Source organism: Streptomyces lydicamycinicus (assembly GCF_000829715.2).
GTDB classification, from domain to species: Bacteria; Actinomycetota; Actinomycetes; order Streptomycetales; family Streptomycetaceae; genus Streptomyces; species Streptomyces lydicamycinicus.
Map to the genome: position 1 here is coordinate 317,655 of NZ_BBNO01000008.1, position 22,825 is coordinate 340,479.

Sequence of the window (22,825 nt, forward strand, 5' to 3'; positions counted from 1 at the left end):
CGGCCGCACGGAGCGACGGGGACAGGGGGTTACCGCCGCCGCGCCGGTCAGGGAGCGGTGCCGCGCCGACCCGGCACCGCTCCCCGGTCTCAGGGGCTGCCGGGGCGCTCCGGCGGGTCCGTGCTGCGCCCGCGCACCGCCGCATCGATGGCCACGACGAGGTCGCCGTCCGGTGCCTCCGGAGGGAAGGCCACCAGCACCCCGCGTGCCTCGTAGTAGCGCAGCACACGGCAGGCCTCGTCGGCGCCGCTCCACTCCGCACCGTGCAGCAGGACCACGAGATCGGCGAAGGCCAGCGCGGGCAGCAGACCGCCGGTGCCGGCCGCCCGGTCGAGGAGCTGCGGGGCGCCGTCGACGACATAGCCGTCGGCGGGCAGCCGCTGACGCCGGATCAGCAGGTCGACCGCGGGCAGCCGGGGAATCCCGTAGTGCTCCGCCAGCCGGGCCGCACGCACGGTGCGGGTTCCCTCGTCGGCTCCGATCACCACGACACGCGGGGCAGCGGCCCTCATGGTCGCCCCCTCCCCCGCACTGCCGACATCGCACCGGCGGCCGATGGCATCCCCGGCCCTCACCGGTGGTTCCCCGACGGGTGTCCGGCGAACCCGCGGTGGCGGGGCACCATCGGCCGCTCCGCCAAGATTCCCGGGAACGCGTCATAGGCCACAACGGTTGCAGTCCGTTGCAGTGCGCCGGTCCGGACCTGAACAATGGCCCTTCCAGGACGGTCTGGTGACGGCACGACGGGCACCACCCGGGGACAGTGCACAACGGAGAGCAGTGTGAGCGACAGACCGATCGACAGTGCCATCTGGTCGGCCCAGGACATCCGTGTGACCGCCCACCGCCTCGCCACGGTCCGGGAGGCCGTACTCGCGGGCGAGACGCCGGCCGACGCGCCGTCCGACGCGCCCCGCGCGGTCATCGGTGAGTCCTGGCGGCGGGCGCGGGTCTCGGGCGTGGACCCCGACCGGGACCAGCCGCAAACCCCGCTGTCCGTCGCAGAGTTGGAGCACCGTCGGCAGCTGTCCCGGCTGACCCCGGTGCTGCCGGTGCTGAACGAGGGGCTGCTGGCGGCCGCCGATGCCGCGCAGCAGATCATGGTGGTCACCGATGCCGAGGGCCGGGTGCTGTGGCGGGAGGGCAGCGCGCCGGTCCGCCGGATGGCCGACCGGCTGGGCTTCGACAAGGGCGCCGACTGGCGGGAGGGCGTCGTCGGCACCAACGCCATCGGCACCGCCCTGGTCGCCCGCCGGCCGGTGCTGGTGCACTCCGCGGAGCACTTCGTCCGCAGCCACCACAGTTGGACCTGTGCCGCGGCGCCGCTCCACGACCCGCGCGACGGGCGGCTGTTGGGCACGGTGGACGTCAGCGGCCCGGCGCCCGGCTTCCACCCCACGACGCTCTCGCTGGTGTCCGCGGTCGCCCGGCTCGCCGAGGGCGAGCTGCGCACCCGCCATCACCTCTCCCTGGAGCGGCTGCGGTCGAGCGCGGCGCCGGTGCTGGCGCGGATCGGCGGACGGGCGCTGGCCGTCGACCCGCACGGCTGGGTCGTGGGGGTGACGGGCCTGACCCCGCCGGACCGGGTGGCGCTGCCCAAATCACCCGAGGCCGGGCCGTTGTGGCTGCCGCGCTACGGCATGTGCGCCCTGGAGCCGCTGCCGGGCGGCTGGCTGATCCGTCTCGGGGAGCGGGAGCGGGACACCGGGCCGAGCCGGGTGGTGCTGGACGTCAGCGGCCGGGACGGCTCGACGGTCACCGTCAGCGGACCGGCCGGCAGCTGGTCACACGAGCTGACGCCGCGCCATGCCGAGCTGCTGTTCGTGCTCGCCGCGCATCCGGAGGGGCGCAGCGCCGCCGAACTCGCCCGGGACCTGTTCGGTGACGACAGCCGTACGGTCACGGTGCGCGCCGAGCTGTCCCGGCTGCGCCGCCATCTCGCGAGTGTGCTGGCGCACCGGCCCTACCGCTTCGCGGACGGGGTGGAGGTGGAGCTCCGGCTGCCGTCGCAGCCCGTGCATCTGCTGCCGCAGTCGCTGGCGCCCGCGGTGGCGGCGGCGCGCCGGGGCTGAGGGAGCGGGGCGGCTGGGCGGCCGACGCGGTCCGGAGTGCAGCCGGGCCGGGCCGAGGGACCGCCGGGTGGGCCGGGCGGAAAACCGGATGCGGTGCCGCGCGGCCCTCTCGTAAGGTGACGGTGCTCTGAATCAGCTCTCCAGAAGGCCGTCGCAGAACGGGAGCAGCCCGCGCGTATCGCACGCGCGGAGCCGAACGAGCGGGCGACACGACAATCCGTGATCACGCATGCCCGCATGCCCTTCTGGAGGACACCCACCATGTCCGTAGGCCTTGGCCTTCCCATCGGCGACCCCGCACAGCTGCTCAGCTGGGCCCGGCGCGCCGAAGCCACCCCGTTCAGCACCGTCGCCCTCCTCGACCGGCTGGTGTTCGGCAACCCCGAGCCCCTGATCACGCTGGCCACCCTGGCCGGCGCCACCTCCCGGATCCGGCTGCAGACCGAGGTGCTGCTCGCCCCGCTGCACCGCACGGCGCTGCTCGCCAAGCAGGCCGCCACCCTCGATCTGCTGTCCGGCTCCCGCTTCACCCTCGGCATCGGCATCGGCGGCCGCGAGGACGACTATCTGGCCACCGGCGTCGACCTGCGCACCCGCGGCCGTCGGCTCGACACGCAGATGGCGACGATGCGGCGTCTCTGGTCCGGTGAGCCGCTCTCCGCGGACGTCGGCCCGATCGGCCCCGCCCCGGCGCGGCCCGGCGGGCCCGAGGTGCTGTTCGGTGGTTTCGTGCCCGCCGTGATGGAGCGCGTGGCCCGCTGGGGCGACGGCTTTCTCGGCGCCGCGCTGCCGCCCCGGCAGATCGGCGGCCTCTTCCGTCAGGTGGAGGACGCCTGGGACCGGGCCGGCCGTACGGGCCGGCCGCGGCTGCTGGCCCAGGTCAATGTCGCGCTCGGCCCGAAGCCGACCCTCGACCGCGCCCGCGCGGAAGTGCGCGCCTACTACGCCCCGCACAGCTTCACCGACCACGTGGTGAACGGCCTCCTCACCACAGGGGACCAGATCCGTGAGGCGGTGGCCCTCTGCCGGGAGGTCGGCGCGGACGAGGTGATGCTCTATTGCTGGGCCCCGGACCCGGACCAGGTCGAGCGGCTGGCCGGTGCGGTGTTCCACGACGAGTAGCCGGCCGTAGGGAGCCGTTCGGCGGGCGGCGTCCTCCGGGGGGCGCCGCCCGCCGCAGGGCCGCACTCGGCAGTCACCTGGCGCGGATCCCGGGGAGCCAGTGCCTTGAGCCTGGGAGAGCACGTCGGCCGTCAGCGGGCGGGAGCTCGTGCAGAGGGCGCCGGGATCGAAGTCCAGGTGCGGAGCGCCGTGCCGTCGGGCCCGATGATGAAGTGAATCGGCTGTACATCGCCGTGTGCCCATCCGGCGTAGGTGGGGTAGCCGATTTTGACCGCGAGCCGCTGCCCGCTGGTGGTCTGAACGTCCCAGACGGTGGAGCCCCGCCGGTCGACGACCATGCTCTGGTTTGCCGCCCCAGACAGGACCGACAGCGTCCCAGACAGGGTCGGCCCCGTGCGCCCATCCCTGGAATCCGCCCCCTGTGCGGTAGGGGCGCTTTGGCGTATCCGGGCCGCCAGAAATGCGCGAAGAACCCCCGAAGTCGCGGTTCGGCCACTATGGTTCTGCCTCAAAAGGGCGTCGAGATCCGGGGGGATCGTGTCTGACGTTTCCAGCCTCAAACGCTGTGCCGTGTGCGGTCAGCGGGTAAGCAACAAGAAGCTCGTCATCATTGAGGGCGTGGGGCCAACGCACCGCTCCTGTAGCTTGCCTGCTGCTGCTATTAGCAGGCGGCCCGTTTCTGTTGCGCCATCTGTCCCGGTCAACCGGCCACAGACGAAGCCGATGAGCCGTAGTGAACTCCTGCGACGAATTGCTGTGTTGCGGGAGCACGATGCGCAGAACGCGGACAAAGCTGTGAAGGGGCGGTCCGGACCCCGCCGCAAGCGCAAATCCAACGGTTCCAACCCAGCTGTCGGTCCCCAGCCTTACTACGGGGTTGAGATGAAGCGCATCGGCGGCCAGTGGGTCCAGATGCACCCAGAGTCCGAGTAGCGGCTCACCGTGTGACCGAGAGGGGACTCGCATGCTTGCGGCTCCTCCACCGCAGAGGGTGGAGGAGCCGCTTTTGGCGTTTCGGGGGGTCGTTGCGCATTCCCTGGCTTAGCGGCTCCCGCAGCCGCACAGGGACGACCCTAGCGGGCGCGGTGGTCGGCCCATGCCTGTGCGGCGTCGGCCATCGCACCGAGCCAGGAAGCGTCCGGGTTGCGATCGGCGAAGGCACGGTTCATGCGTGCGGTGGCTGCGGCGAACGCGTCGATTGCCCGCGTGTCCGCCTCGGTCCACCCCTTGCAGCTACCCGCCCAGTGCTCGGCGGACTCGGGCGTGTGCCCGGCAGCGATGAGCTGCACGATCAGGCACGACGGGTCGATAAATGCGGCCCCGTGAGTTGGCCATGACCAGTCGACCGCCCACGCCCGCCCGTACCCAATCATCAGGTTGTCCGGGTTGATGTCGGTGAACAACAGCGTCTTGCCCCGGAACAGTTGGGCGTCAGCCTCGTCTGCGAAACGGTCCCAACGCGTCTCCTGCCATTCGTCGGCCTCACCGGGGAGTGGCAGTTCCCCGATTTGTTCGACGATGCCGACAACTTCCGGAAGATCGCGAGATTCGGGCGTGAAGTCCGACGATCTCCCCTCAATGACCTCGAAGCCGAGAGCGATCCACTCGTCATCCGCGGCGTGCCACTGCAAGGCCGGTGAGACGGGTCGAACGTACGGATTCACCAGCCGTTCCCGAATGATGGAAGCGCGCCGGCCTCCTGGACTGTTCCGGCAGGCTTTGACGAAGACAGGACCTCCGTCGCAGTGGACCAGAGCCGTGACGTCGGAACCGTTCCCTCGCGTGGTCGGCTGAACCTCATGCTGTTCACCGGTGTATGGCCGCACCAGCGTCCACAGGGCCTCATTGTCGATGGAGCTCAACTCCTCGGGCTACACGAACTACTGGGATACCCCGGAGAGCACTCACCGTCGCCCACGGGGCCACAGCTGCCGCTGCTGTCGCCGCTGTTGTCGTCGTCTTCGTCGCCGCCCCGACCGACCGCGCGCCGGATGGACTTCGTGGCCTCGCTCATGGCGGTGCCGTTGAGAATAGAGGCCAGGGGGGCGTCCTGAACCTTGCCGACACCCATCCAGGTGGAGAAGACGCACGGCGCCACCTCGCCCGAGGGGCTGATGACGGCCCGGCCGGCCCCGCAGCGACCACAGAGGCTGGTGGCATCCGGGGCCTGGCCCTCGGCTCCGCGCCCGAACGGGCGCACGTGGTCGACGGAGATGCGGCTGACGCCCATCCCCTTAAGGTCCTCGCGGGCCTCGTCGACCCGCTGCCCGTTGCCGCCGTCGATGATGCCGACCCGCAACGGGATACCCAGCCCCACGGCCCGCTCGATGTTGCCGCGGGTGCGGGCGTGAGAGGGCCTGCCGGTCACCGCGTTGTGCTGCTCGGCCAGGTCCGAGTAGTACGAGGTGGCCAGACTCAGGCCGTCGCGCTGGAAGACCTCCCAGCACTCGGCGGAGACGTGCACGAGGTTGCTGTAGACCTCGACATGGAGACCGACATTCAGCGCGTGGTCCACCAGCTCCGCGAAGTGCAGGTGCATGGTGGGCTCGCCACCGATGAACTGAATCCGCTCGACGCCGCACGCGGCGGCCTGGTCCAGGACGTTGAGCCAGTCCTCACGCCTCATGCTCCCGTGCGTCCCGTCGGGCCCCGACGCGTTATAGCACTGCTTGCACGCCAACTGACAGTTCCGCGTCAGGTCCAGCCACAGCAGCTTCGTCGCGGTCTGCTGCTCGGTCGGTAATGCTGACTCACTGGAGATCGTTGGCACTGTCGTGACTCCTTCTCATGTGATCGAGCACGTGCTTCCCATCACCCGCCTCAGGATGTGTCACCACTGAGCGGGAGCCTGTACGGACCTCTGGTAACTCTCCACTCGGTCTCGCACTTCGTTTTTCGGGTGGCGACGAGCGGTGGACGCTCACGTTCTCCGTGCGTTTGGGCATCGACGTGGTGCCGACGCAACGGGTCCGTGCCGCCGCGGCCAGCTCGTTATCGCCTGCGCCCCATGCGCGACTCCGGCCCCGGTTCAGGGTGGCGCACAGGTCGCAGCGGACGAGAAGCCGAGTCATGTGGATTTGGCGTAGACGCCGGCCGCGGCCTTCTCGTCCCTGGTCGCCAGCCGGAGCGCCCGTCTCTGGGCCGACCACTCCGTGCCGCCGCCGACCGGACGAAGCTGCACCTCGCCCCAGCGTTCGTCCATCACCACGCCGACCTTGGCGCGGGCCTCGTCCCACACGTAGGCACCCACTCGGTACGTCACGTCAACATCTCCCCTACGGGGCTTCGTTGCCTCATCGGTGGAGTCACCATCCCGCGACGCTGCGTGTCCGAACCAGTGGCATTTCTAGGGGCAAGCACCCAGAGGCGGCACACAAGTTGCTCCAGTAGGGGCAGCTGTAGGGGCAAGATGGATTTATGGCCATCGGGGACTTGATCAGAGGACTGCGCGAGGCGCGAGGATGGAGTCAGGGCAGGCTGGCAAGCGCACTCAACGATCGGCATGGCACTTCGCTAACCCGGGAGTACATCAGTCGCTGGGAGCGTTCCAAGGTGGTGCCAGGTGACTTCTATCTGGCTTGCCTGTCCTCCGTGCTGGACGTACCTCTAGCCGTCCTTGAGGGTGAAGTGAACCGACGCAACTTCCTGTTCAATGCAGCGGCCACAGCCATAGCCCCAGTGGTGGCATCCGACCTACTCACCAGCGGCTTCGCCGCTCGCCTCCAAGCCGGTCCGAGCGCGGACGACTGGGAAGGAAAGCTCTCCACCTACGGCACCGAGTACATGTCCTTGGGTGCCAGCGACATCCAACGCCGCGTTTCGGGTGAACTCGTCGTAGTGCAACAGCAACTGGACGATCCCCGTTTGTGGTCGGTAGCCAGCCGGTTGATGACCTTGTACGCCAAGACGTTCCCGGGCAGCGACGGCAGCAAGGCCGTGTCGTGGTACCGGATGGCGGCCAAGGCGGCAGACGAATCCCGCGACGAGCAGACGCGGGTGTGGGTACGCGGCCGGGCCGCCATCGCACTCGGCTACGAGGGCGCCTCACTGGGCGTTGCTGACATGCTCGCCGACCAAGCGATTGCCATCAGCGGCAAGCGTCCGTCCCTCGGACTTCTCAACGCCATCATGGGCAAGGCGCACGCTGCCGCGATCCGGGGAGATCACGCCCAGGCGCGGAATCTGCTGACCGATGGGCGGCGGATCTTCGACTCGGCCGCTTCCTACGAGCAGACCTCTGACTACGCCGTGCCGTACTGGCGCATGAACGTTTTCACGTCCCTCTTGGCCGCCCGACTCGGTGACGAGAAGACTGCCGTTGACGCCCAGGACGCTGCGCGGCGGGAGTTACCAGCAGAGCTGCCTCGGTTTGTCACTCACCTTGAGATGCACCGCGGGCTCATGCTCGCCCGCTCCGGCGACAAGGCTGGCGGCGTCGCCTACGCTCGTGCCGCGATGGAGGCTCTGCCCCCCGAGAAGCACAGCCTGACGCTTCGAATGCTCATGGAAGAGATTGAGGCGTAGGGGTTACCGGCGCCGGGCGAGCCGTACGACGGCCCAGGTTCCGACGATCTGATGTCGACGGCTGCCCAGAAAACGATGATCAGGACGACGCCGATGGCGGTGCCGGGCAAGGGCGCGTGGGCGAACCCAGGCAGGGCAGCGGGCAAACCCGGCCAAGGTGAGCGGGCAGGGGGATGAGCCGGCGGGCTCCACGGCCTCCGGCCCCCGCCACCCGTTCGGCCGACTACTGTCGCTGCCGGGCCGGGGCCCGCCTAGCGTGCCGACTGCGGACCGTGCACCTCCCGGGCGCGCGGCCCACGGGAGGTGAGTGATGAGCCCGCCAGGCCCGCCGGAAGCGGCGCCCGGGAATCCGGCGGCCCCGCGTCGGCCCCGGTGGGGCGTGCTGGCGCTGGTCGGTCTCGTCGGCCTCGGCATGGTGCGGCAGGGCCTGACCGGGGAGACGACGGGGCCGCCGCAGCCCGGAGCCGGTTCGGCGCTCTTCCCCGGTGACCTCCCGCCCGACGGGCCCGCACCGCCGCCGCTGCCCCGTTCCGTCCCCTCCCGGGTGGCGATTCCGTCGCTCGATGTGTCGGCTCCGCTGATGCCGCTGGGGCTGGACGGCAACGGCCGCATCGTGGCGCCGCCGGCCGAGGACCCCGGGCTGGCGGGCTGGTACGCGAACGCCCCGACCCCGGGGGAGAACGGCACCGCGGTCCTCGTCGGCCACGTCGACAGCCGCAGCGGGCCCGCGGTCTTCTACGGGCTGGGCGCCCTGGAGAAGGGCCGGACGATCCGGGTGACGCGCGAGGACGGACGGACCGCGGTCTTCGAGGTCTACGGCATCCAGGTCTTCGACAAGCGGAAGTTCCCCTCCCGGAAGGTCTACGGCACCACCGGACGCCCCGAGCTGCGGGTCCTGACCTGCGGCGGCCCCTATGCGGCGGGTTCCGGTTACGCGGGCAATGTGGTGGTCTTCGCCCGGATGACGGGATCCGGCCAGGGAGACCCGCCGGGCCGGTGACCCCGGGGAGCGGAGGAGGCCCGGCGCGCCGCCGTCGCCCCACGGAGTGAACCGGTGTCTCACGATCCGGGACGCGTTGCCGCCGCCCGTTCGGCACCCCTTCTTTCCCGTGCCGGCCGGCCCGGCGCGGGTCCGGGTCCGGTGTGATGTCCTGGCCCCATGAGCCTCTCGGTCACCACCTGGTACCTCGAACAGACCTCGCCCGCCGACCTGTCCCCCGCCCAGGAGCCGCCGGCCGAACAGGGCGTCCGTATCGCCCGCTCCGAGATACCGTCGCCCGAATTCAGCCGCTTCCTCTATACGGCGGTCGGCGGGGACATCACCTGGACCGACCGGCTGACCTGGCCGTACGCCCAGTGGGCGGAGTTCCTCGGGCGGCCGGGGGTGGAGACCTGGGTGGCGTACGAGCGCGGTACGCCCGCCGGGTTCATCGAGCTCACCGGCGCGGCGGACGGCTCCGTGGAGATCACCTACTTCGGGCTCCTCCCGGCGTTCCGGGGGCGCCGTATCGGCGGGCATCTGCTCGCGTACGGGATCGAGCGGGCCTGGGACCTGGCCGAACGGTGGCCGGGGCGGGCACCGACCAAGCGGGTGTGGGTGCACACATGCAGCCTGGACGGCCCGCATGCGATGGCCAACTACCAGCGGCGCGGCTTCCGGCTGTACGAGACCACGGTCGGCGAAGAGCCCGAGACGGCCACCCCCGGACCCTGGCCCGGTGCGGGACCGCTCACGACCGGCGAGCCCACCGGGGAGTGACCGACAACACACTGTCTCGCGATGCGGGACAGTGGTGTCCAAATTCTGGATGACGGTGGACTGGCCGGAGAGCGACGTGCCAGGCTTCCGTCATGTCTCGAGCTGGAATTGCCTTGGTGAGTCGGCGGCACGTCGACCTCGGCCGCATGTCCAGCGCCATTTGTCGGGCGGGCTGAGGCTGCACTCACCAGGGGCCTTCGGCCCCGGGCAGCACCCAGCAGCACCGCATTCTCGCCGTCCCCATCGTCGCGGACGCGCTGACACCCCCTTGACCCGCAGACCTCCCCGACGCGTTGCCACGCGCCGCCTTTCGGTGTGTCCGCGCAGGTCATCGTGGTGCCCAGCGACCGGTCCGGATCCCTTGAGCCCGCCCAGAAGGACGTACACCCATGGCCGCCTCCTCCGAAGTCCCCGCAGCTGCCACGACCCGCCGCAAGGCCGGACGCCACCGCGGTGAGGGCCAGTGGGCCGTTGGCCACTTCACGCCGCTCAACGGCAATGAGCAGTTCAAGAAGGACGACGACGGTCTCAATGTGCGGACACGCATTGAGACGATCTACTCCAAGGCCGGTTTCGACTCGATCGACCCCAACGACCTGCGCGGGCGGATGCGTTGGTGGGGGCTGTACACCCAGCGCAAGCCCGGGATCGACGGCGGCAAGACCGCGATCCTGGAGCCGGAGGAGCTGGACGACCGGTACTTCATGCTGCGGGTCCGCGTCGACGGCGGGCGGCTGTCCGTGGCCCAGCTGCGCGCCATCGGCGAGGTCTCCGAGGAGTACGCCCGCGGCACCGCGGACATCACCGACCGGCAGAACATCCAGCTGCACTGGATCCGCATCGAGGACGTCCCCGCCATCTGGGAGAAGCTGGAGGCCGTCGGGCTCTCCACGACCGAGGCGTGCGGTGACTGCCCGCGCGTGATCATCGGTTCCCCGGTGGCCGGTATCGCCGCGGACGAGATCATCGACGGCACCCCGGCCGTCGACGAGATCCACGACCGCTACATCGGCAGCAAGGAATTCTCCAACCTGCCGCGGAAGTTCAAGACGGCCATCTCCGGCTCGCCCGTCCAGGACGTGGTCCACGAGATCAATGACGTGGCCTTCGTCGGCGTCGTCCACCCCGAGCACGGCCCCGGCTTCGACCTCTGGGTCGGCGGCGGGCTGTCCACCAACCCCAAGCTCGCCCAGCGCCTGGGCACCTGGGTGCCGCTGGACGAGGTCGCGGACGTCTGGGCCGGTGTCGTCGGCATCTTCCGTGACTACGGCTACCGCCGGCTGCGCACCCGCGCCCGGCTGAAGTTCCTGATGGCCGACTGGGGCCCGGAGAAGTTCCGCCAGGTGCTGGAGGACGAGTACCTCCAGCGCAAGCTGGCCGACGGTCCCGCGCCCGAGGAGCCGGCGTCCAAGTGGCGCGACCACATCGGGGTGCACCAGCAGCAGGACGGCCGCTTCTACGTGGGCTTCGCCCCGCGCGTCGGCCGGGTCGACGGCACCACCCTCACCAAGATCGCCGAACTGGCCGCCGCGCACGGCTCCGACCGGCTGCGTACCACCGTCGAGCAGAAGATGATCATCCTCGATGTGACGCAGGACCAGGTCGACTCGCTCGTCGCCGGGCTGGAGGCGCTGGACTTCCAGGTCACCCCCTCGCCGTTCCGGCGCGGCACGATGGCCTGCACCGGCATCGAGTTCTGCAAGCTCGCCATCGTCGAGACCAAGGGCCGCGGCGCCTCGCTCATCGACGAGCTGGAGCGGCGGATGCCGGACTTCCAGGAGCCGGTCACCATCAACCTCAACGGCTGCCCGAACGCCTGCGCCCGTATCCAGGTCGCGGACATCGGTCTCAAGGGCCAGCTGGTCCTGGACGACGAGGGCAACCAGGTCGAGGGCTACCAGGTGCACCTGGGCGGCGCGCTGGGCCTGGAGGCCGGCTTCGGCCGCAAGGTCCGCGGTCTGAAGGTCACCGCCGACGAACTCCCCGACTACGTCGAGCGGGTGCTGCGCAACTTCGAGGCACAGCGCGAGGAGGGCGAGCGGTTCGCCACCTGGGCGGCCCGGGCGGAAGAGGGTGCCCTCAAATGAGCGAGCGTGCCGCGCCGTTCTACTGCCCGTACTGCGGGGACGAGGACCTCCAGCCTTCCGAAGAAGGCCATGGAGCCTGGGAATGCCGGTCCTGCAGCCGTGCGTTCCGGCTGAAGTTCCTGGGCCTGCTGGCCCAGGGGCTGACCGGCAAGTCCCCTTCCGCACCCGACGGAGGTGAGTCGTGACCACCGCTACCACCGCAGCCGACCTGAAGCAGCTCGCCGAGCAGGCGGGCCGTGACCTGGAGGACGCGCCCGCACTGACGATCCTCACATGGGCCGCCGAGACCTTCGGTCCGCGCTTCTGCGTCACCTCCTCGATGGAGGACGCGGTCGTCGCGCACCTGGCCTCGCGGGCCTTCCCCGGCGTGGACGTGGTCTTCCTGGACACCGGCTACCACTTCCCCGAGACCCTCGGGACCCGCGACGCGGTGGCCGAGGTGATGGACGTCAACGTGCTCACCCTGACGCCGCGTCAGACGGTGGCCGAGCAGGACGCCGAGCACGGCCCGAAGCTGCACGACCGCGACCCCGACCTGTGCTGCGCGCTGCGGAAGGTCAAGCCCCTCGAAGAGGGTCTGGCCCGGTACGACGCCTGGGCGACGGGGCTGCGCCGGGACGAGTCGCCGACCCGGGCGAACACCCCGGTCGTCGGCTGGGACCCGAAGCGGCAGAAGGTGAAGGTGTCGCCGATCGCCCGCTGGACGCAGGCCGACGTGGACGCGTACGTGGCCGAGCACGGGGTGCTCACCAACCCGCTGCTGACGGACGGCTACGCCTCCGTCGGCTGCGCGCCCTGCACCCGCCGGGTGCTGGAGGGCGAGGACGCCAGGGCCGGCCGCTGGGCCGGCAGCAACAAGACCGAGTGCGGGCTGCACGGATGACCGAGCATCAGGAGATATCCATGACGGGCGCCACGATCTGGCTGACCGGTCTGCCGAGCGCGGGCAAGACGACCCTCGCGCACGAGCTGGCCGGCCGGCTGCGCGGCGAGGGCCACCGGGTCGAGGTGCTCGACGGTGACGAGATCCGCGAGTTCCTGTCCGCGGGCCTGGGCTTCAGCCGCGCGGACCGGCACACCAACGTCCAGCGCATCGGTTTCGTGGCCGAACTGCTGGCGAGCAACGGCGTCAAGGCGCTGGTGCCGGTGATCGCGCCGTACGCGGACAGCCGCGAGGCGGTGCGCAAGCGCCACCAGAGCGAGGGCACCGCCTACCTGGAGGTGCATGTGGCCACGCCCGTCGAGGTGTGCTCCGAGCGGGATGTGAAGGGCCTGTACGCCAAGCAGGCGGCGGGCGAGATCTCCGGGCTCACCGGTGTGGACGACCCGTACGAGGCTCCCGAGTCGCCCGATCTGCGCCTGGAGTCGCACACCCAGACCGTGCAGGAGTCCGCGGCGGCGCTGCACACGCTGCTCACCGAAAGGGGACTGGCATGACCGCCATCGCTGCCGTGACCGAAGACCTCGACAACCCCTACGCGCTGTCGCACCTGGACGCGCTGGAGTCCGAGGCGGTGCACATCTTCCGTGAGGTGGCGGGGGAGTTCGAGCGGCCGGTGATCCTGTTCTCCGGTGGCAAGGACTCCATCGTCATGCTGCACCTGGCGCTGAAGGCGTTCGCGCCGGCCGCGGTGCCGTTCTCGCTGCTGCATGTCGACACCGGGCACAACTTCCCCGAGGTCCTCGACTACCGCGACCGCACGGTGGAGCGGCACGGGCTGCGGCTGCACGTCGCCTCCGTCCAGGACTTCATCGACCGCGGTGAGCTGCGCGAGCGCCCCGACGGCACCCGTAACCCGCTCCAGACCGTGCCGCTGCTGGACGCCATCGACAAGGGCCGCTTCGACGCGGTCTTCGGCGGCGGGCGCCGGGACGAAGAGAAGGCGCGCGCCAAGGAGCGGGTGTTCTCGCTGCGCGACGAGTTCGGCGGCTGGGACCCGCGCCGGCAGCGCCCCGAGCTGTGGCAGCTCTACAACGGCAAGCACTCCCCCGGTGAGCATGTCCGGGTCTTCCCGCTGTCCAACTGGACCGAGCTGGACGTGTGGCAGTACATAGCCCGCGAGAAGATCGAGCTGCCCGCCATCTACTACGCCCACGAGCGGGAGGTCTTCGCCCGCAACGGTATGTGGCTGGCGCCCGGTGAGTGGGGCGGCCCCAAGGACGGCGAGAGCCTGGAGACCCGGCAGGTGCGCTACCGCACGGTCGGCGACATGTCCTGCACCGGCGCCGTCGACTCCGACGCGGACACCATCGAGGCCGTGATCGCGGAGATCGCCGCTTCCCGGCTGACCGAACGGGGCGCAACGAGGGCCGACGACAAGATGTCCGAGGCCGCCATGGAGGACCGCAAGCGCGAGGGGTACTTCTAACCATGAGTACGAACACGGACGCGATCGACGTCGTGGACGCGGGTGCCACCTCGCTGCTGCGTTTCGCCACCGCCGGATCCGTCGACGACGGCAAGTCCACCCTGGTGGGCCGGCTGCTGCACGACTCCAAGTCGGTGCTCGCCGACCAGCTGGAGGCCGTCGAGCACGCCTCCCGCAACCGCGGGCAGGAGGCGCCCGACCTGGCGCTGCTGACCGACGGGCTGCGCGCCGAGCGCGAGCAGGGCATCACCATCGATGTCGCCTACCGCTACTTCGCCACCCCGCGCCGCCGTTTCATTCTGGCGGACACCCCCGGGCATGTGCAGTACACCCGCAACATGGTCACCGGCGCCTCCACCGCCGAGCTGGCCGTGGTGCTGGTCGACGCCCGCAACGGCGTCGTCGAGCAGACCCGCCGGCACGCCGCGGTCGCCGCCCTGCTGCGCGTCCCGCATGTGGTCCTGGCCGTCAACAAGATGGACCTGGTCGACTACGCCGAGCCCGTCTTCGCCGCCATCGCCGAGGAGTTCACGACCTACGCGGCCTCGCTGGGCGTCCCGGAGATCACCGCGATCCCGATCTCGGCGCTGGCCGGCGACAACGTCGTGACGCCGTCGGCCCACATGGACTGGTACGGCGGTCCGACCGTGCTGGAGCACCTGGAGACCGTGGCCGTCGTCGCCGACCCCTCGGACGACCCCGGCCGCTTCCCGGTCCAGTACGTGATCCGTCCGCAGACCGCCGAACACCCCGACTACCGCGGCTACGCGGGCCAGATCGCCTCCGGTGTGCTGCGCGTCGGCGACGCCGTCACCGTGCTGCCCTCGGGCCGTACGAGCACCATCGAGGCGATCGACGCGCTCGGCCAGGCCGTGGACGTCGCCTGGGCACCGCAGTCGGTCACCGTCCGGCTCAGCGATGACCTGGACATCTCGCGCGGCGACCTGATCGCCCCGACGGCCACCGCGCCGGGTGTCTCGCAGGACATCGAGGCGACCGTCTGCCATGTGGCGGACCGTCCACTGACCGTCGGGCAGCGGGTGCTGCTCAAGCACACCACCCGCACCGTCAAGGCGATCGTCAAGGACATCCCCTCCCGGCTGACCCTGGACGACCTCTCGCAGCACCCGGCGCCCGGTGAGCTGGCCGCCAACGACATCGGGCGGATCGTGCTGCGCACGGCGGAGCCGCTGGCGCTGGACGCCTACGCCGACTCCCGCCGCACCGGCTCCTTCCTGCTGATCGACCCGGCGGACGGGACGACGCTGACCGCGGGCATGGCGGGCACCGCCTTCGCGGAGGCGGCGGAAGAGGCCGCCTCGGCCGAGACGGCGGACGACGAGGGATGGGACTTCTGAGCATGCTCAAGGACGTTTTCTCGACCTTCGCGAAGGAGGGCGGCCGCATCGGCAGCGGCGCCCTGGGCAGCGGGCAGGGCGGAGTCGGCCGATGTGTGCGCTGACGATGCCCGGCTCCGTATCCCCCACGCCCCCCTTCCGAAGATCCATAGCTCCGCCGGGCGCGCCCTAGAGGGCGCGCACCGCCCGGCCCTCCGAGAGGAACACCTCCCGTGTCTGCCGTTCGTCACCGCCTGCTGGCGGCCGCCGTCACCGTCCCGCTCCTGATAGGCGCGCTGGGCGCCTGCGGCTACGGCTCCGAGGCCAAGAAGGACACCGCGGCCGGGGCCGCGCCCAAGGGCCCCAAGACCGATGGGCTCGATCACCTGACGATCGGGTACTTCGGCAACACCACGCACGCCACCCCCCTGGTGGGCCTCCAGAACGGCACGTTCCAGAAGGAACTGGGCGGCACCGAGGTGAAGTCCTCCGTCTTCAACGCGGGCCCCGAGGAGATCGAGGCGCTCAACTCGGGCGCCATCGACATCGGCTGGATCGGCCCCTCCCCCGCGATCAACGGCTACGCCAAGTCGCACGGCAAGAGCCTGAAGATCATTGGCGGTTCGGCCTCCGGCGGTGTCTCGCTGGTGGTCAACCCCAAGAAGATCAAGGGCCTGAGCGATCTCAAGGGCAAGACGATCGCGACCCCGCAGCTGGGCAACACCCAGGATGTCGCGCTGCTGAACTACCTGTCGGAGAAGGGCCTCAAGGTCGACCCCACCACCGGCAAGGGCGATGTCACCGTCCAGCGCACCGACAACAAGGTGACGCCGACCGTCTTCCAGCAGGGCGGTATCGACGGCGCGTGGGTGCCCGAGCCCACCGCTTCCAAGCTCGTCGCCGAGGGCGGCAAGACGCTCCTGGACGAGAAGAAGCTGTGGAAGGACGGGAAGTTCGTCATCACGAACATGATCGTCTCGCAGAAGTTCCTCAAGGAGCACCCGAAGGCCGTCGAGGCGGTGCTGCGGGCCTCGGTGAAGACCAACGCCTGGATCCGTTCGCACCCGGCCGAGGCGAAGAAGACCCTCAACGACAAGCTCGCCTCCTCGGACGTGGCCGGCAAGGCACTGCCGCAGAACGTCATCGACCCGGCGTTCAAGAACGTCGACATCACCGATGACCCGCTGGCCGCGACTCTCCAGCAGGAGGCCGACCACGGCGTCAAGGCGGGCCTGCTGAAGAAGCCCGACCTCAAGGGCATCTACGACCTCACGCTGCTGAACAAGGTGCTGAAGTCGCAAGGCAAGCCGCCGGTCGACGACGCCGGACTCGGCAGCAAGTAGCCCCGCCCGCAGCACGCACTCCCCCAGGAGGTGACACCGATGACGACCACCACGCTCACCAAGCAGCAGCCCGCCACGGCGGACACGGGCACCACCGTGCCGTACGCGGCTCGTATCGACCATGTCTCGAAGTCGTTCGGCCGCACCGGCGCACAGCAGCATGTCCTGGACGACATCAGCATCGATGTGGCGCCCGGCGAATTCGTCTGCATCCTGGGGGCCTCGGGCTGCGGCAAGTCCACCCTCCTCAACCTCGTCGCCGGGCTCGACGCACCGTCCGCCGGCGCCATCGAGACGCCGGGCGGCCGGCCGGCCCTGATGTTCCAGGAACATGCGCTGTTCCCGTGGCTGACCGCGGGCCGGAACATCGAACTGGCGCTGCGGCTGCGCGGGGTGCCGCGCGCGGAGCGCCGCGAGGAGGCCGAGCGGCTGCTCGAACTCGTCCGTCTCAAGGGCGCCCACGGCAAGCGGGTGCACGAGCTGTCGGGCGGGATGCGCCAGCGGGTCGCGATGGCCCGTGCGCTCGCCCAGGACAGCCAACTGCTGCTGATGGACGAGCCGTTCGCGGCGCTCGACGCGATCACCCGCGATGTGCTGCACGACGAGCTGACCCGGATCTGGCGCGAGACGAACCTCTCGGTCCTCTTCGTCACCCACAACGTCCGGGAGGCCGTGCGGCTCGCCGAACGGGTGGTCCTGCTGTCCTCCCGTCCGGGCCGGATCGCGCGTGAGTGGCGGGTGGACATCCCGCAGCCGCGCCGCATCGAGGACGCCGCGGTCGCCGACCTTTCCATCGAGATCACCGAACAGCTCCGTGGGGAGATCCGCCGCCATGGCCAGCACTGAGACCAAGGCCCCGTCAACCGACGCAGAGGGTGACGGCTCCGGCGACATCGCCGGTCTGGAGGCCGGGCTCGACGCCCTGGAATCCAGGGTCGTCGACCGGCAGCCGTGGCTGCGTACCGCCGCCTCGAAGGCGTTCCCTCCGCTGATCGCCATCGCGATCGTGCTCGCCCTGTGGCAGCTCGCCTACCACTTCGCGCTCAAGCCTCACTACCTGCTGCCGAGCCCCGTCGACGTCGGCCGCTCGCTCCAGCAGAAGTGGCTGGAGGGCACCCTGCTGAGCTTCGTGTGGACCAGCGTCTCCCGCGGCGCCCTCGGCTTTGTGGCCTCGGTGGTCCTCGGCACGGTGCTCGGGCTGATCGTCGCCCGGGTCAAGGCCGTCCGGGCCGCGATCGGGCCGATCCTGAGCGGGCTCCAGTCGCTGCCCTCGGTCGCCTGGGTCCCGGCCGCCATCATCTGGTTCGGGCTGAGCGACGCCACGATCTACACGGTGGTGCTGCTCGGCGCGGTCCCGTCCATCGCCAACGGACTGGTGGCGGGCGTCGACCAGATCTCCCCGCTCTACCTGCGGGCGGGCCGCACCATCGGCGCCACCGGCCTCGCCGGGGTCCGGCATGTGCTGCTGCCGGCCGCACTGCCGGGCTATATCGCCGGGCTCAAGCAGGGCTGGGCGTTCTCCTGGCGTTCCCTGATGGCCGCCGAACTCATCGTGAACGCGCCCGATCTGGGCACCGGTCTGGGCCAGCTGCTGGAGCAGGGCCGTGAGCTCCAGGACATGTCCTGGGTGCTGTCCGCGATCCTGCTCATCCTCATCGTCGGTATCGGCATCGAGCTGCTGATCTTCGCCCCGGTCGAGCGCCGGGTGCTGCGCAGCCGTGGTCTCCTGGTGAAGAGCTGACCCATGGACGCCCGCCCCACTCTTCTCGTCATCGCCCACGGCAGCCGCGACCCGCGGCACGCGGCGACCGTCTCCGCGCTCTGCGCGCGGGTCCGGGCGCTGCGGCCGGGGCTGCGCGTCGAGGTCGGCTATCTCGACTTCAACGCCCCCCGGGTGCCGCGGGTGCTGGAGCGCCTGTCGGCAGAAGCAGAGGGGCGGCGCGAAGCGCCTTCGTGCCGGGGCGGTGGCGGGCGACGGGAGGGCGTCAGAGATGTGGTGGCGCTGCCGCTCCTGCTCACCCGGGCCTTCCACGCCAAGTCCGATATCCCGGCGGTACTGCGGGAGGCGGCCGCGCGGCTGCCCCTGCTGACCATCCGTCAGGCCGCGGTGCTGGGCCCGTCGTCCCTGCTGACCGCCGCGCTGGAGCGCCGGCTGGCGGAGGCCGGGCTGCGGCCCGGTGACCGTCGCTCGACCGGGGTCGTGCTGGCCTCGGCGGGCTCCTCCGACCCGGAGGCGGGCGCAGTGCTCGCTGAAATCGCGCGGGAGTGGTGGCACACCGCTGGCTGGTGTGCCGTGCGACCTGCGTTCGCCTCCGCATCTCTTCCCCGCACCGCGGACGCCGTACGGGCGCTGCGGGCGGAGGGCGTCCGGCGGGTGGCCGTGGCCCCGTACGTCATCGCGCCCGGATTCCTCCCGGACCGGATCGCGGCCGGCGCCCGCGAGGCCCGCGCCGACCTCCTCGCCCCCGTCCTCGGCCCGGCGCCCGAACTGGCCCGGCTGCTGGTGCGGCGCTACGACGGGGCGGTCCTGGCGCACGCCCGAGGGGACCTGACGGCGCTGAGCGCCTGACAGGTTCCCCTAGGGGCTGTCGTCCCACTCCCGCCTGCCCATCGGGAAGTCGACGGGAGTGGGACGACGGGCCCGGGCGCGGCGGTTCAGCGCGTGGTGCGCAGCCAGACCGTGGTCCACGGCGGCATCTGGTCGCCGGTGACCGGCGCGGAGCTCAGCAGCAGCTCACCGGCCGGCAGCGGCCGGGGCTCGTCCGACAGGTTGGCCACACACTCCCAGCCGCCCGAGCGGCGGAAGTGCAGGGTGCCCGGGTCCGTCGTTTCGCCGGACCATTCCAGCGCCTCGTCGCCCACCAGCCGGCGGCGGGTGGCCAGCGCCCTGCGGTAGAGCTCCAGGGGTGCGGACGGCACGCCCTCCTGCGCCTCGACGGACAGCGCGCCCCAGCCCTGGGGCTGCGGCAGCCAGGAGCCGCTGCTGCCGAATCCGTACGAGCTGCCCTCGCGCCGCCACGGCAGCGGCACCCGGCAGCCGTCCCGCCCCTTGAGCGCACCGCCGCTGCGGGTCCACACCGGGTCCTGGAGGCTGTCGCGGGAGAGCTCGGCGACCTCGGGCAGGCCCAGTTCCTCGCCCTGGTAGACGTAGGCCGAGCCGGGCAGCGCCAGCATCAGCAGGGTCGCGGCCAGGGCCCGGCGCAGGCCGAACTCCCGGTCGAGGACGGGCTCCTGGCCGTCGGAGAGCAGCCAGGCCTCTTCGTCGCGGCCGTCCGGGAGGCCGTACCGGGAGGCGTGCCGGATCACATCGTGGTTGGAGAGCACCCAGGTCGCGGTCGCCCCGGCCGCCCGCGCGTCGGCGAGCGCGGTGTCGATGGAGGCACGCAGCTCCGCCGCGTCCAGCGAGGCCTTGAGGAAGTCGAAGTTGAAGGCCTGGCCGAGCTCCTGCGGGGTGGCATAGGCGGTACGGCGGGAGTTGCGCACCCAGGCCTCGGCGACGGCGACCCGGGGCGGGTCGTACTCGTTGAAGACCTTGCGCCAGTCCCGGAAGATGTCATGGACCTCGTCCCGGTCCCAGAAGGGGTGGCTGCCGTCCTCGGGCAGATCCTCCGGCCGGTAATTGCCGATCGTGCCGATGTCACGGAGCGGCGCGGCCAGGTCCTTCGCCAGACCGTGGGCCACATCGACGCGGAAGCCGTCGACACCGCGGTCGGACCAGAAGCGCAGGGTCTGCCGGAAGTCCGCGCGGACCTCGGGGTTGTCCCAGTTGAAGTCGGGCTGCTCGGGGGCGAAGAGGTGGAGGTACCACCAGCCGTCCGGCAGCCGGGTCCAGGCCGGGCCGCCGAAGCAGGAGATCCAGTCGGTGGGCGGCAGTTCACCGTGCTCGCCCTTGCCCTCGCGGAAGACGTAGCGCTCCCGCGCGGCGGATCCGGGCTCGGCGCGCACTGCCTCCTGGAACCACTGGTGCTGGTGGGAGGAGTGGTTGGGCACGATGTCCACCATCACCTTGAGGCCCAGGCGGTGTGCCTCGGCCACCATGGCGTCGAAGTCGTCGAGGGTGCCCAGCCGCGGGTCGACATCGCGGTAGTCGGCGACGTCATAGCCGCCGTCGGCCAGCTCCGAGGGGTAGAAGGGGCTCAGCCAGACGGCGTCCACACCCAGGCCGGCGAGGTAGGGCAGCCGGGAGGTGATGCCGGGGAGGTCACCGATGCCGTCGCCGTCGGAGTCGGCGAAGCTGCGCGGGTACACCTGGTAGACGACGGCCTGCCGCCACCAGTCGGTGGTGTCGCGGGCGGAGTCGAGGTGCTGAGGGGTCACGTGGAGGCCTTTCGGGGCGGTAGCGGACGCGTGACAGGTGCGGCGCTGCGCGGCGCCGGGTCGGGTGCGGCGGGGTGGCCGGCGCGGGGGCCGGGGTCATCCCTTCACCGCCCCTGAGGTCATGCCCGAGACGATCGAGCGGCGGAAGATCATGACCAGGACGCCGATCGGGACGGTGGCCGCCACAGCCCCCGCGAACAGCGTCCCGTAGGGGACCGTGTACTGGCTGGTGAACAGGGCGATGCCGACCGGAACGGTGCGGTGGCCGTCCTCGCTGTTGAAGGTCAGCGCCAGCAGGAACTCCGCCCAGGTCGCGGTGAAGGTGAAGATGCCCGCGGTGAACAGCCCCGGCCGGGCCAGCGGCGCGATCACGGTCAGGACGGTGCGCAACGGCCCCGCGCCGTCGACGGTGGCCGCTTCCTCCAGCTCACGGGGGATACCGACCAGGTAGTTGCGCATGATCCAGATGGCGAACGGCAGATTGAGCGCGACATAGGGCACGATCAGGCCCGCGTAGCTGTTGAGCAGCCCGAGTTGCCGCTCCAGCAGGAACAGCGGAACGACCAGCGCGATCGGCGGGAAGACGGACAGCATCAGCAGCGTCGTCATGATGGCGCCGCGGCCGCGCAGCGGGGTGCGGGCCAGGGCGTACCCCGCGAAGAAGGACAGCCCCAGCACGGCGGCCGTGGAAACGGAGGCCACCAGCACGCTGTTGAGCAGATAGCGGCCGATGCCGTTGCGGACGAACGCCTCCGCGTAGTTGCCGAGCGTCGCCGATTCCGGCACCAGGCTGGGCGGGGCGGCGCTGATCTCGCCCGGTCCCTTGAAGGACGACGCGATCATCCAGTAGAGCGGCAGGGTCGACAGCACGACGATCGCCAGACCGCCGAGGTTGACGGCGTTGAGGTACCGGCGGATACCGGTTGCCGGTGTACGGCGGTTCATGCCCGCCCTCCTTCGTCGGCCTGCGTACGGAAGACCCGCAGGAAGAGCAGACAGCAGCCGATCACGATGACCGCGGAGGTGGTGGCCACCGCCGCGCCCCGGCCGATGTCGAGGTTCTGGAAGAGCGTTTTGTAGCCGAGGATCACCAGGGATTCGGTGGCGGTGCCCGGTCCCCCCTGGGTCAGCACGAACGGCAGGTCGAATATGCCGAATGCCTGGAGAATGCGGAAGAGGACGGCGATGGCCATGATCGGCCGCAGCTGCGGCAGGGTCACCTTCCAGAACGTCGTCCAGGCGCCGGCGCCGTCGATCTCCGCCGCCTCGTAGACGTCGCCAGGTATCAGCATCAGTCCGGCGAGAACAACAATCGCGACAAAGGGCGTGGTCTTCCATACATCGACCACCACCATGGCGCCCATGGCGGAGGCGGGCTGCCCGAGAATGTCCGGCTGGTGGCCGAGGACCTGCTCGAAGAGCCAGGTCAGCCCGCCGTAGGTGCCGTTGAAGAGATATCCCCACAACTGGGCGGCGACGACATTGATCAGGGCCCAGGGCAGCAGCAGCACCGCCAGCACCCAGCCGCGGGCGGCTCCCAGCCGTTCCAGTACGAGCGCCGCCGCGGTGCCGAGCACCAGCTCCAGCAGGACGGTCACGGCGGTGAAGCCGAAGGTGAAGAGGAGCGCGTGGCGCCATTCCGGGCTGCTCAGCAAGGCGGCGTAATGGTCGCCCGTCAGGGACCGGATGCTGAACCCGCCGTACTCCAGGCGGACATCGGCAAAGCTGAGCACCACCGAGAAGAGCACCGGGAAGACCGTCACGGCAGCGATGGTGAGCAGCGCCGGCGAGGCGAAGAACCAGCCGGTGCGCGCCCGTCTGCGCCGGCTCACCCGGGCCGGGCCACCGCCGCGCGGTACGGGTCCGGTGTGCCCTCCGGCCGGTTTCGGGGCCGG

The 22,825-nt window shown here is 70.7% G+C and carries 24 protein-coding genes; 16 read left to right on the forward strand and 8 right to left on the reverse strand.

Annotation, left to right across the window (positions count from 1 at the left end):
- Positions 1-89: 89 nt before the first annotated feature.
- Positions 90-512, reverse strand: coding sequence for a hypothetical protein (locus TU31_RS27690; RefSeq protein WP_042159359.1), 423 nt, complete (start codon positions 510-512; stop codon positions 90-92).
- Between the two features lie 270 nt (positions 513-782).
- Here TU31_RS27690 and TU31_RS27695 point away from each other — a divergent pair, with 270 nt between their 5' ends.
- A complete protein-coding gene (locus tag TU31_RS27695; protein ID WP_042159361.1) occupies positions 783-2,072 on the forward strand; it encodes a GAF domain-containing protein in 1,290 nt (429 codons plus the stop codon).
- Positions 2,073-2,333: 261 nt separating this feature from the next.
- Positions 2,334-3,194, forward strand: a complete 861-nt coding sequence (locus TU31_RS27700; protein ID WP_042159363.1) for an LLM class flavin-dependent oxidoreductase — start codon at positions 2,334-2,336, stop codon at positions 3,192-3,194.
- 131 nt (positions 3,195-3,325) lie between these two features.
- Here TU31_RS27700 and TU31_RS27705 read toward each other — a convergent pair whose 3' ends face one another.
- The 4 genes from TU31_RS27705 to TU31_RS27720 form a co-directional block, all read right to left on the reverse strand.
- On the reverse strand, positions 3,326-3,532 hold the full coding sequence (locus TU31_RS27705; RefSeq protein ID WP_042159366.1) for a hypothetical protein: 207 nt from the start codon (positions 3,530-3,532) through the stop codon (positions 3,326-3,328).
- Between the two features lie 735 nt (positions 3,533-4,267).
- Positions 4,268-5,056 (reverse strand): hypothetical protein, encoded by a 789-nt coding sequence (locus tag TU31_RS27710; RefSeq protein ID WP_042159367.1) that lies wholly within the window; start codon positions 5,054-5,056, stop codon positions 4,268-4,270.
- Positions 5,053-5,964: a radical SAM/SPASM domain-containing protein gene (locus TU31_RS27715; protein ID WP_219819227.1), complete on the reverse strand. Its 912-nt coding sequence runs from the start codon at positions 5,962-5,964 to the stop codon at positions 5,053-5,055. Before TU31_RS27715 ends, TU31_RS27710 begins: the two co-directional genes overlap by 4 nt.
- A 297-nt stretch (positions 5,965-6,261) precedes the next feature.
- Entirely contained in the window at positions 6,262-6,456 is a 195-nt protein-coding gene (locus TU31_RS27720) for a hypothetical protein (RefSeq protein WP_042159370.1), read from the reverse strand.
- Between the two features lie 155 nt (positions 6,457-6,611).
- Between TU31_RS27720 and TU31_RS27725 the strand changes: the two genes are divergently transcribed.
- The 14 genes from TU31_RS27725 to TU31_RS27790 all read left to right on the forward strand — a co-directional run bounded on the left by TU31_RS27725 (position 6,612) and on the right by TU31_RS27790 (position 19,182).
- Positions 6,612-7,718, forward strand: a complete 1,107-nt coding sequence (locus TU31_RS27725; protein WP_042159372.1) for a helix-turn-helix domain-containing protein — start codon at positions 6,612-6,614, stop codon at positions 7,716-7,718.
- A gap of 310 nt (positions 7,719-8,028) precedes the next feature.
- A complete protein-coding gene (locus TU31_RS27730; protein ID WP_042159375.1) occupies positions 8,029-8,718 on the forward strand; it encodes a class F sortase in 690 nt (229 codons plus the stop codon).
- Positions 8,719-8,877: 159 nt separating this feature from the next.
- A complete protein-coding gene (locus TU31_RS27735) occupies positions 8,878-9,477 on the forward strand; it encodes a GNAT family N-acetyltransferase (protein WP_042159378.1) in 600 nt (199 codons plus the stop codon).
- A 92-nt stretch (positions 9,478-9,569) separates the two neighbouring features.
- On the forward strand, positions 9,570-9,653 hold the full coding sequence (locus TU31_RS40675) for a putative leader peptide (RefSeq protein ID WP_350257049.1): 84 nt from the start codon (positions 9,570-9,572) through the stop codon (positions 9,651-9,653).
- Positions 9,654-9,866: 213 nt separating this feature from the next.
- Positions 9,867-11,564 carry a nitrite/sulfite reductase gene (locus TU31_RS27740; protein WP_042159380.1) on the forward strand — a complete coding sequence of 566 codons (1,698 nt, stop codon included), beginning with the start codon at positions 9,867-9,869 and terminating at the stop codon, positions 11,562-11,564.
- Complete coding sequence (locus TU31_RS27745; RefSeq protein ID WP_042159383.1) at positions 11,561-11,749, forward strand: hypothetical protein; 189 nt, start codon at positions 11,561-11,563, stop codon at positions 11,747-11,749. Before TU31_RS27740 ends, TU31_RS27745 begins: the two co-directional genes overlap by 4 nt.
- A complete protein-coding gene (locus tag TU31_RS27750) occupies positions 11,746-12,447 on the forward strand; it encodes a phosphoadenylyl-sulfate reductase (protein WP_042159384.1) in 702 nt (233 codons plus the stop codon). The genes TU31_RS27745 and TU31_RS27750 overlap by 4 nt, the downstream gene beginning before the upstream one ends.
- A 20-nt stretch (positions 12,448-12,467) precedes the next feature.
- On the forward strand, positions 12,468-13,001 hold the full coding sequence (gene cysC / locus TU31_RS27755) for an adenylyl-sulfate kinase (protein WP_042159386.1): 534 nt from the start codon (positions 12,468-12,470) through the stop codon (positions 12,999-13,001).
- A complete protein-coding gene (gene cysD, locus TU31_RS27760; protein WP_042159390.1) occupies positions 12,998-13,933 on the forward strand; it encodes a sulfate adenylyltransferase subunit CysD in 936 nt (311 codons plus the stop codon). The genes cysC and cysD overlap by 4 nt, the downstream gene beginning before the upstream one ends.
- Before the next feature lie 2 nt (positions 13,934-13,935).
- Complete coding sequence (locus tag TU31_RS27765; RefSeq protein ID WP_042159392.1) at positions 13,936-15,291, forward strand: sulfate adenylyltransferase subunit 1; 1,356 nt, start codon at positions 13,936-13,938, stop codon at positions 15,289-15,291.
- Between the two features lie 212 nt (positions 15,292-15,503).
- The gene (locus TU31_RS27775; RefSeq protein ID WP_042159395.1) at positions 15,504-16,613 is read left to right on the forward strand and encodes an aliphatic sulfonate ABC transporter substrate-binding protein; all 1,110 of its coding nucleotides are present in this window, start codon (positions 15,504-15,506) and stop codon (positions 16,611-16,613) included.
- A gap of 39 nt (positions 16,614-16,652) precedes the next feature.
- Complete coding sequence (locus TU31_RS27780; RefSeq protein ID WP_181018675.1) at positions 16,653-17,459, forward strand: ABC transporter ATP-binding protein; 807 nt, start codon at positions 16,653-16,655, stop codon at positions 17,457-17,459.
- Positions 17,446-18,354: an ABC transporter permease gene (locus tag TU31_RS27785; protein WP_042159400.1), complete on the forward strand. Its 909-nt coding sequence runs from the start codon at positions 17,446-17,448 to the stop codon at positions 18,352-18,354. The genes TU31_RS27780 and TU31_RS27785 overlap by 14 nt, the downstream gene beginning before the upstream one ends.
- A 3-nt stretch (positions 18,355-18,357) precedes the next feature.
- Positions 18,358-19,182, forward strand: a complete 825-nt coding sequence (locus tag TU31_RS27790) for a sirohydrochlorin chelatase (RefSeq protein ID WP_042159405.1) — start codon at positions 18,358-18,360, stop codon at positions 19,180-19,182.
- Between the two features lie 86 nt (positions 19,183-19,268).
- Here TU31_RS27790 and TU31_RS27795 read toward each other — a convergent pair whose 3' ends face one another.
- The 3 genes from TU31_RS27795 to TU31_RS27805 all read right to left on the reverse strand — a co-directional run bounded on the left by TU31_RS27795 (position 19,269) and on the right by TU31_RS27805 (position 22,762).
- Entirely contained in the window at positions 19,269-20,930 is a 1,662-nt protein-coding gene (locus TU31_RS27795) for a glycoside hydrolase family 13 protein (RefSeq protein WP_042159409.1), read from the reverse strand.
- Between the two features lie 96 nt (positions 20,931-21,026).
- Complete coding sequence (locus TU31_RS27800) at positions 21,027-21,875, reverse strand: carbohydrate ABC transporter permease (protein WP_078886019.1); 849 nt, start codon at positions 21,873-21,875, stop codon at positions 21,027-21,029.
- The gene (locus TU31_RS27805; protein WP_042160042.1) at positions 21,872-22,762 is read right to left on the reverse strand and encodes a carbohydrate ABC transporter permease; all 891 of its coding nucleotides are present in this window, start codon (positions 22,760-22,762) and stop codon (positions 21,872-21,874) included. Before TU31_RS27805 ends, TU31_RS27800 begins: the two co-directional genes overlap by 4 nt.
- Positions 22,763-22,825 lie beyond the last annotated feature (63 nt).

What these genes read in the sequence shown, in the direction of transcription:
- TU31_RS40675 (WP_350257049.1), top strand. Translation starts at nt 9,570, where the DNA reads ATGTCTCGAGCTGGAATTGCCTTGGTGAGTCGGCGGCACGTCGACCTC.
- TU31_RS27785 (WP_042159400.1), top strand. Translation starts at nt 17,446, where the DNA reads ATGGCCAGCACTGAGACCAAGGCCCCGTCAACCGACGCAGAGGGTGAC.
- TU31_RS27740 (WP_042159380.1), top strand. Translation starts at nt 9,867, where the DNA reads ATGGCCGCCTCCTCCGAAGTCCCCGCAGCTGCCACGACCCGCCGCAAG.
- TU31_RS27730 (WP_042159375.1), top strand. Translation starts at nt 8,029, where the DNA reads ATGAGCCCGCCAGGCCCGCCGGAAGCGGCGCCCGGGAATCCGGCGGCC.
- TU31_RS27780 (WP_181018675.1), top strand. Translation starts at nt 16,653, where the DNA reads ATGACGACCACCACGCTCACCAAGCAGCAGCCCGCCACGGCGGACACG.
- TU31_RS27690 (WP_042159359.1), bottom strand. Translation starts at nt 512, where the DNA reads ATGAGGGCCGCTGCCCCGCGTGTCGTGGTGATCGGAGCCGACGAGGGA.
- TU31_RS27800 (WP_078886019.1), bottom strand. Translation starts at nt 21,875, where the DNA reads ATGAACCGCCGTACACCGGCAACCGGTATCCGCCGGTACCTCAACGCC.
- TU31_RS27735 (WP_042159378.1), top strand. Translation starts at nt 8,878, where the DNA reads ATGAGCCTCTCGGTCACCACCTGGTACCTCGAACAGACCTCGCCCGCC.
- TU31_RS27700 (WP_042159363.1), top strand. Translation starts at nt 2,334, where the DNA reads ATGTCCGTAGGCCTTGGCCTTCCCATCGGCGACCCCGCACAGCTGCTC.
- TU31_RS27765 (WP_042159392.1), top strand. Translation starts at nt 13,936, where the DNA reads ATGAGTACGAACACGGACGCGATCGACGTCGTGGACGCGGGTGCCACC.
- cysD (WP_042159390.1), top strand. Translation starts at nt 12,998, where the DNA reads ATGACCGCCATCGCTGCCGTGACCGAAGACCTCGACAACCCCTACGCG.
- cysC (WP_042159386.1), top strand. Translation starts at nt 12,468, where the DNA reads ATGACGGGCGCCACGATCTGGCTGACCGGTCTGCCGAGCGCGGGCAAG.
- TU31_RS27725 (WP_042159372.1), top strand. Translation starts at nt 6,612, where the DNA reads ATGGCCATCGGGGACTTGATCAGAGGACTGCGCGAGGCGCGAGGATGG.
- TU31_RS27745 (WP_042159383.1), top strand. Translation starts at nt 11,561, where the DNA reads ATGAGCGAGCGTGCCGCGCCGTTCTACTGCCCGTACTGCGGGGACGAG.
- TU31_RS27790 (WP_042159405.1), top strand. Translation starts at nt 18,358, where the DNA reads ATGGACGCCCGCCCCACTCTTCTCGTCATCGCCCACGGCAGCCGCGAC.
- TU31_RS27705 (WP_042159366.1), bottom strand. Translation starts at nt 3,532, where the DNA reads ATGGTCGTCGACCGGCGGGGCTCCACCGTCTGGGACGTTCAGACCACC.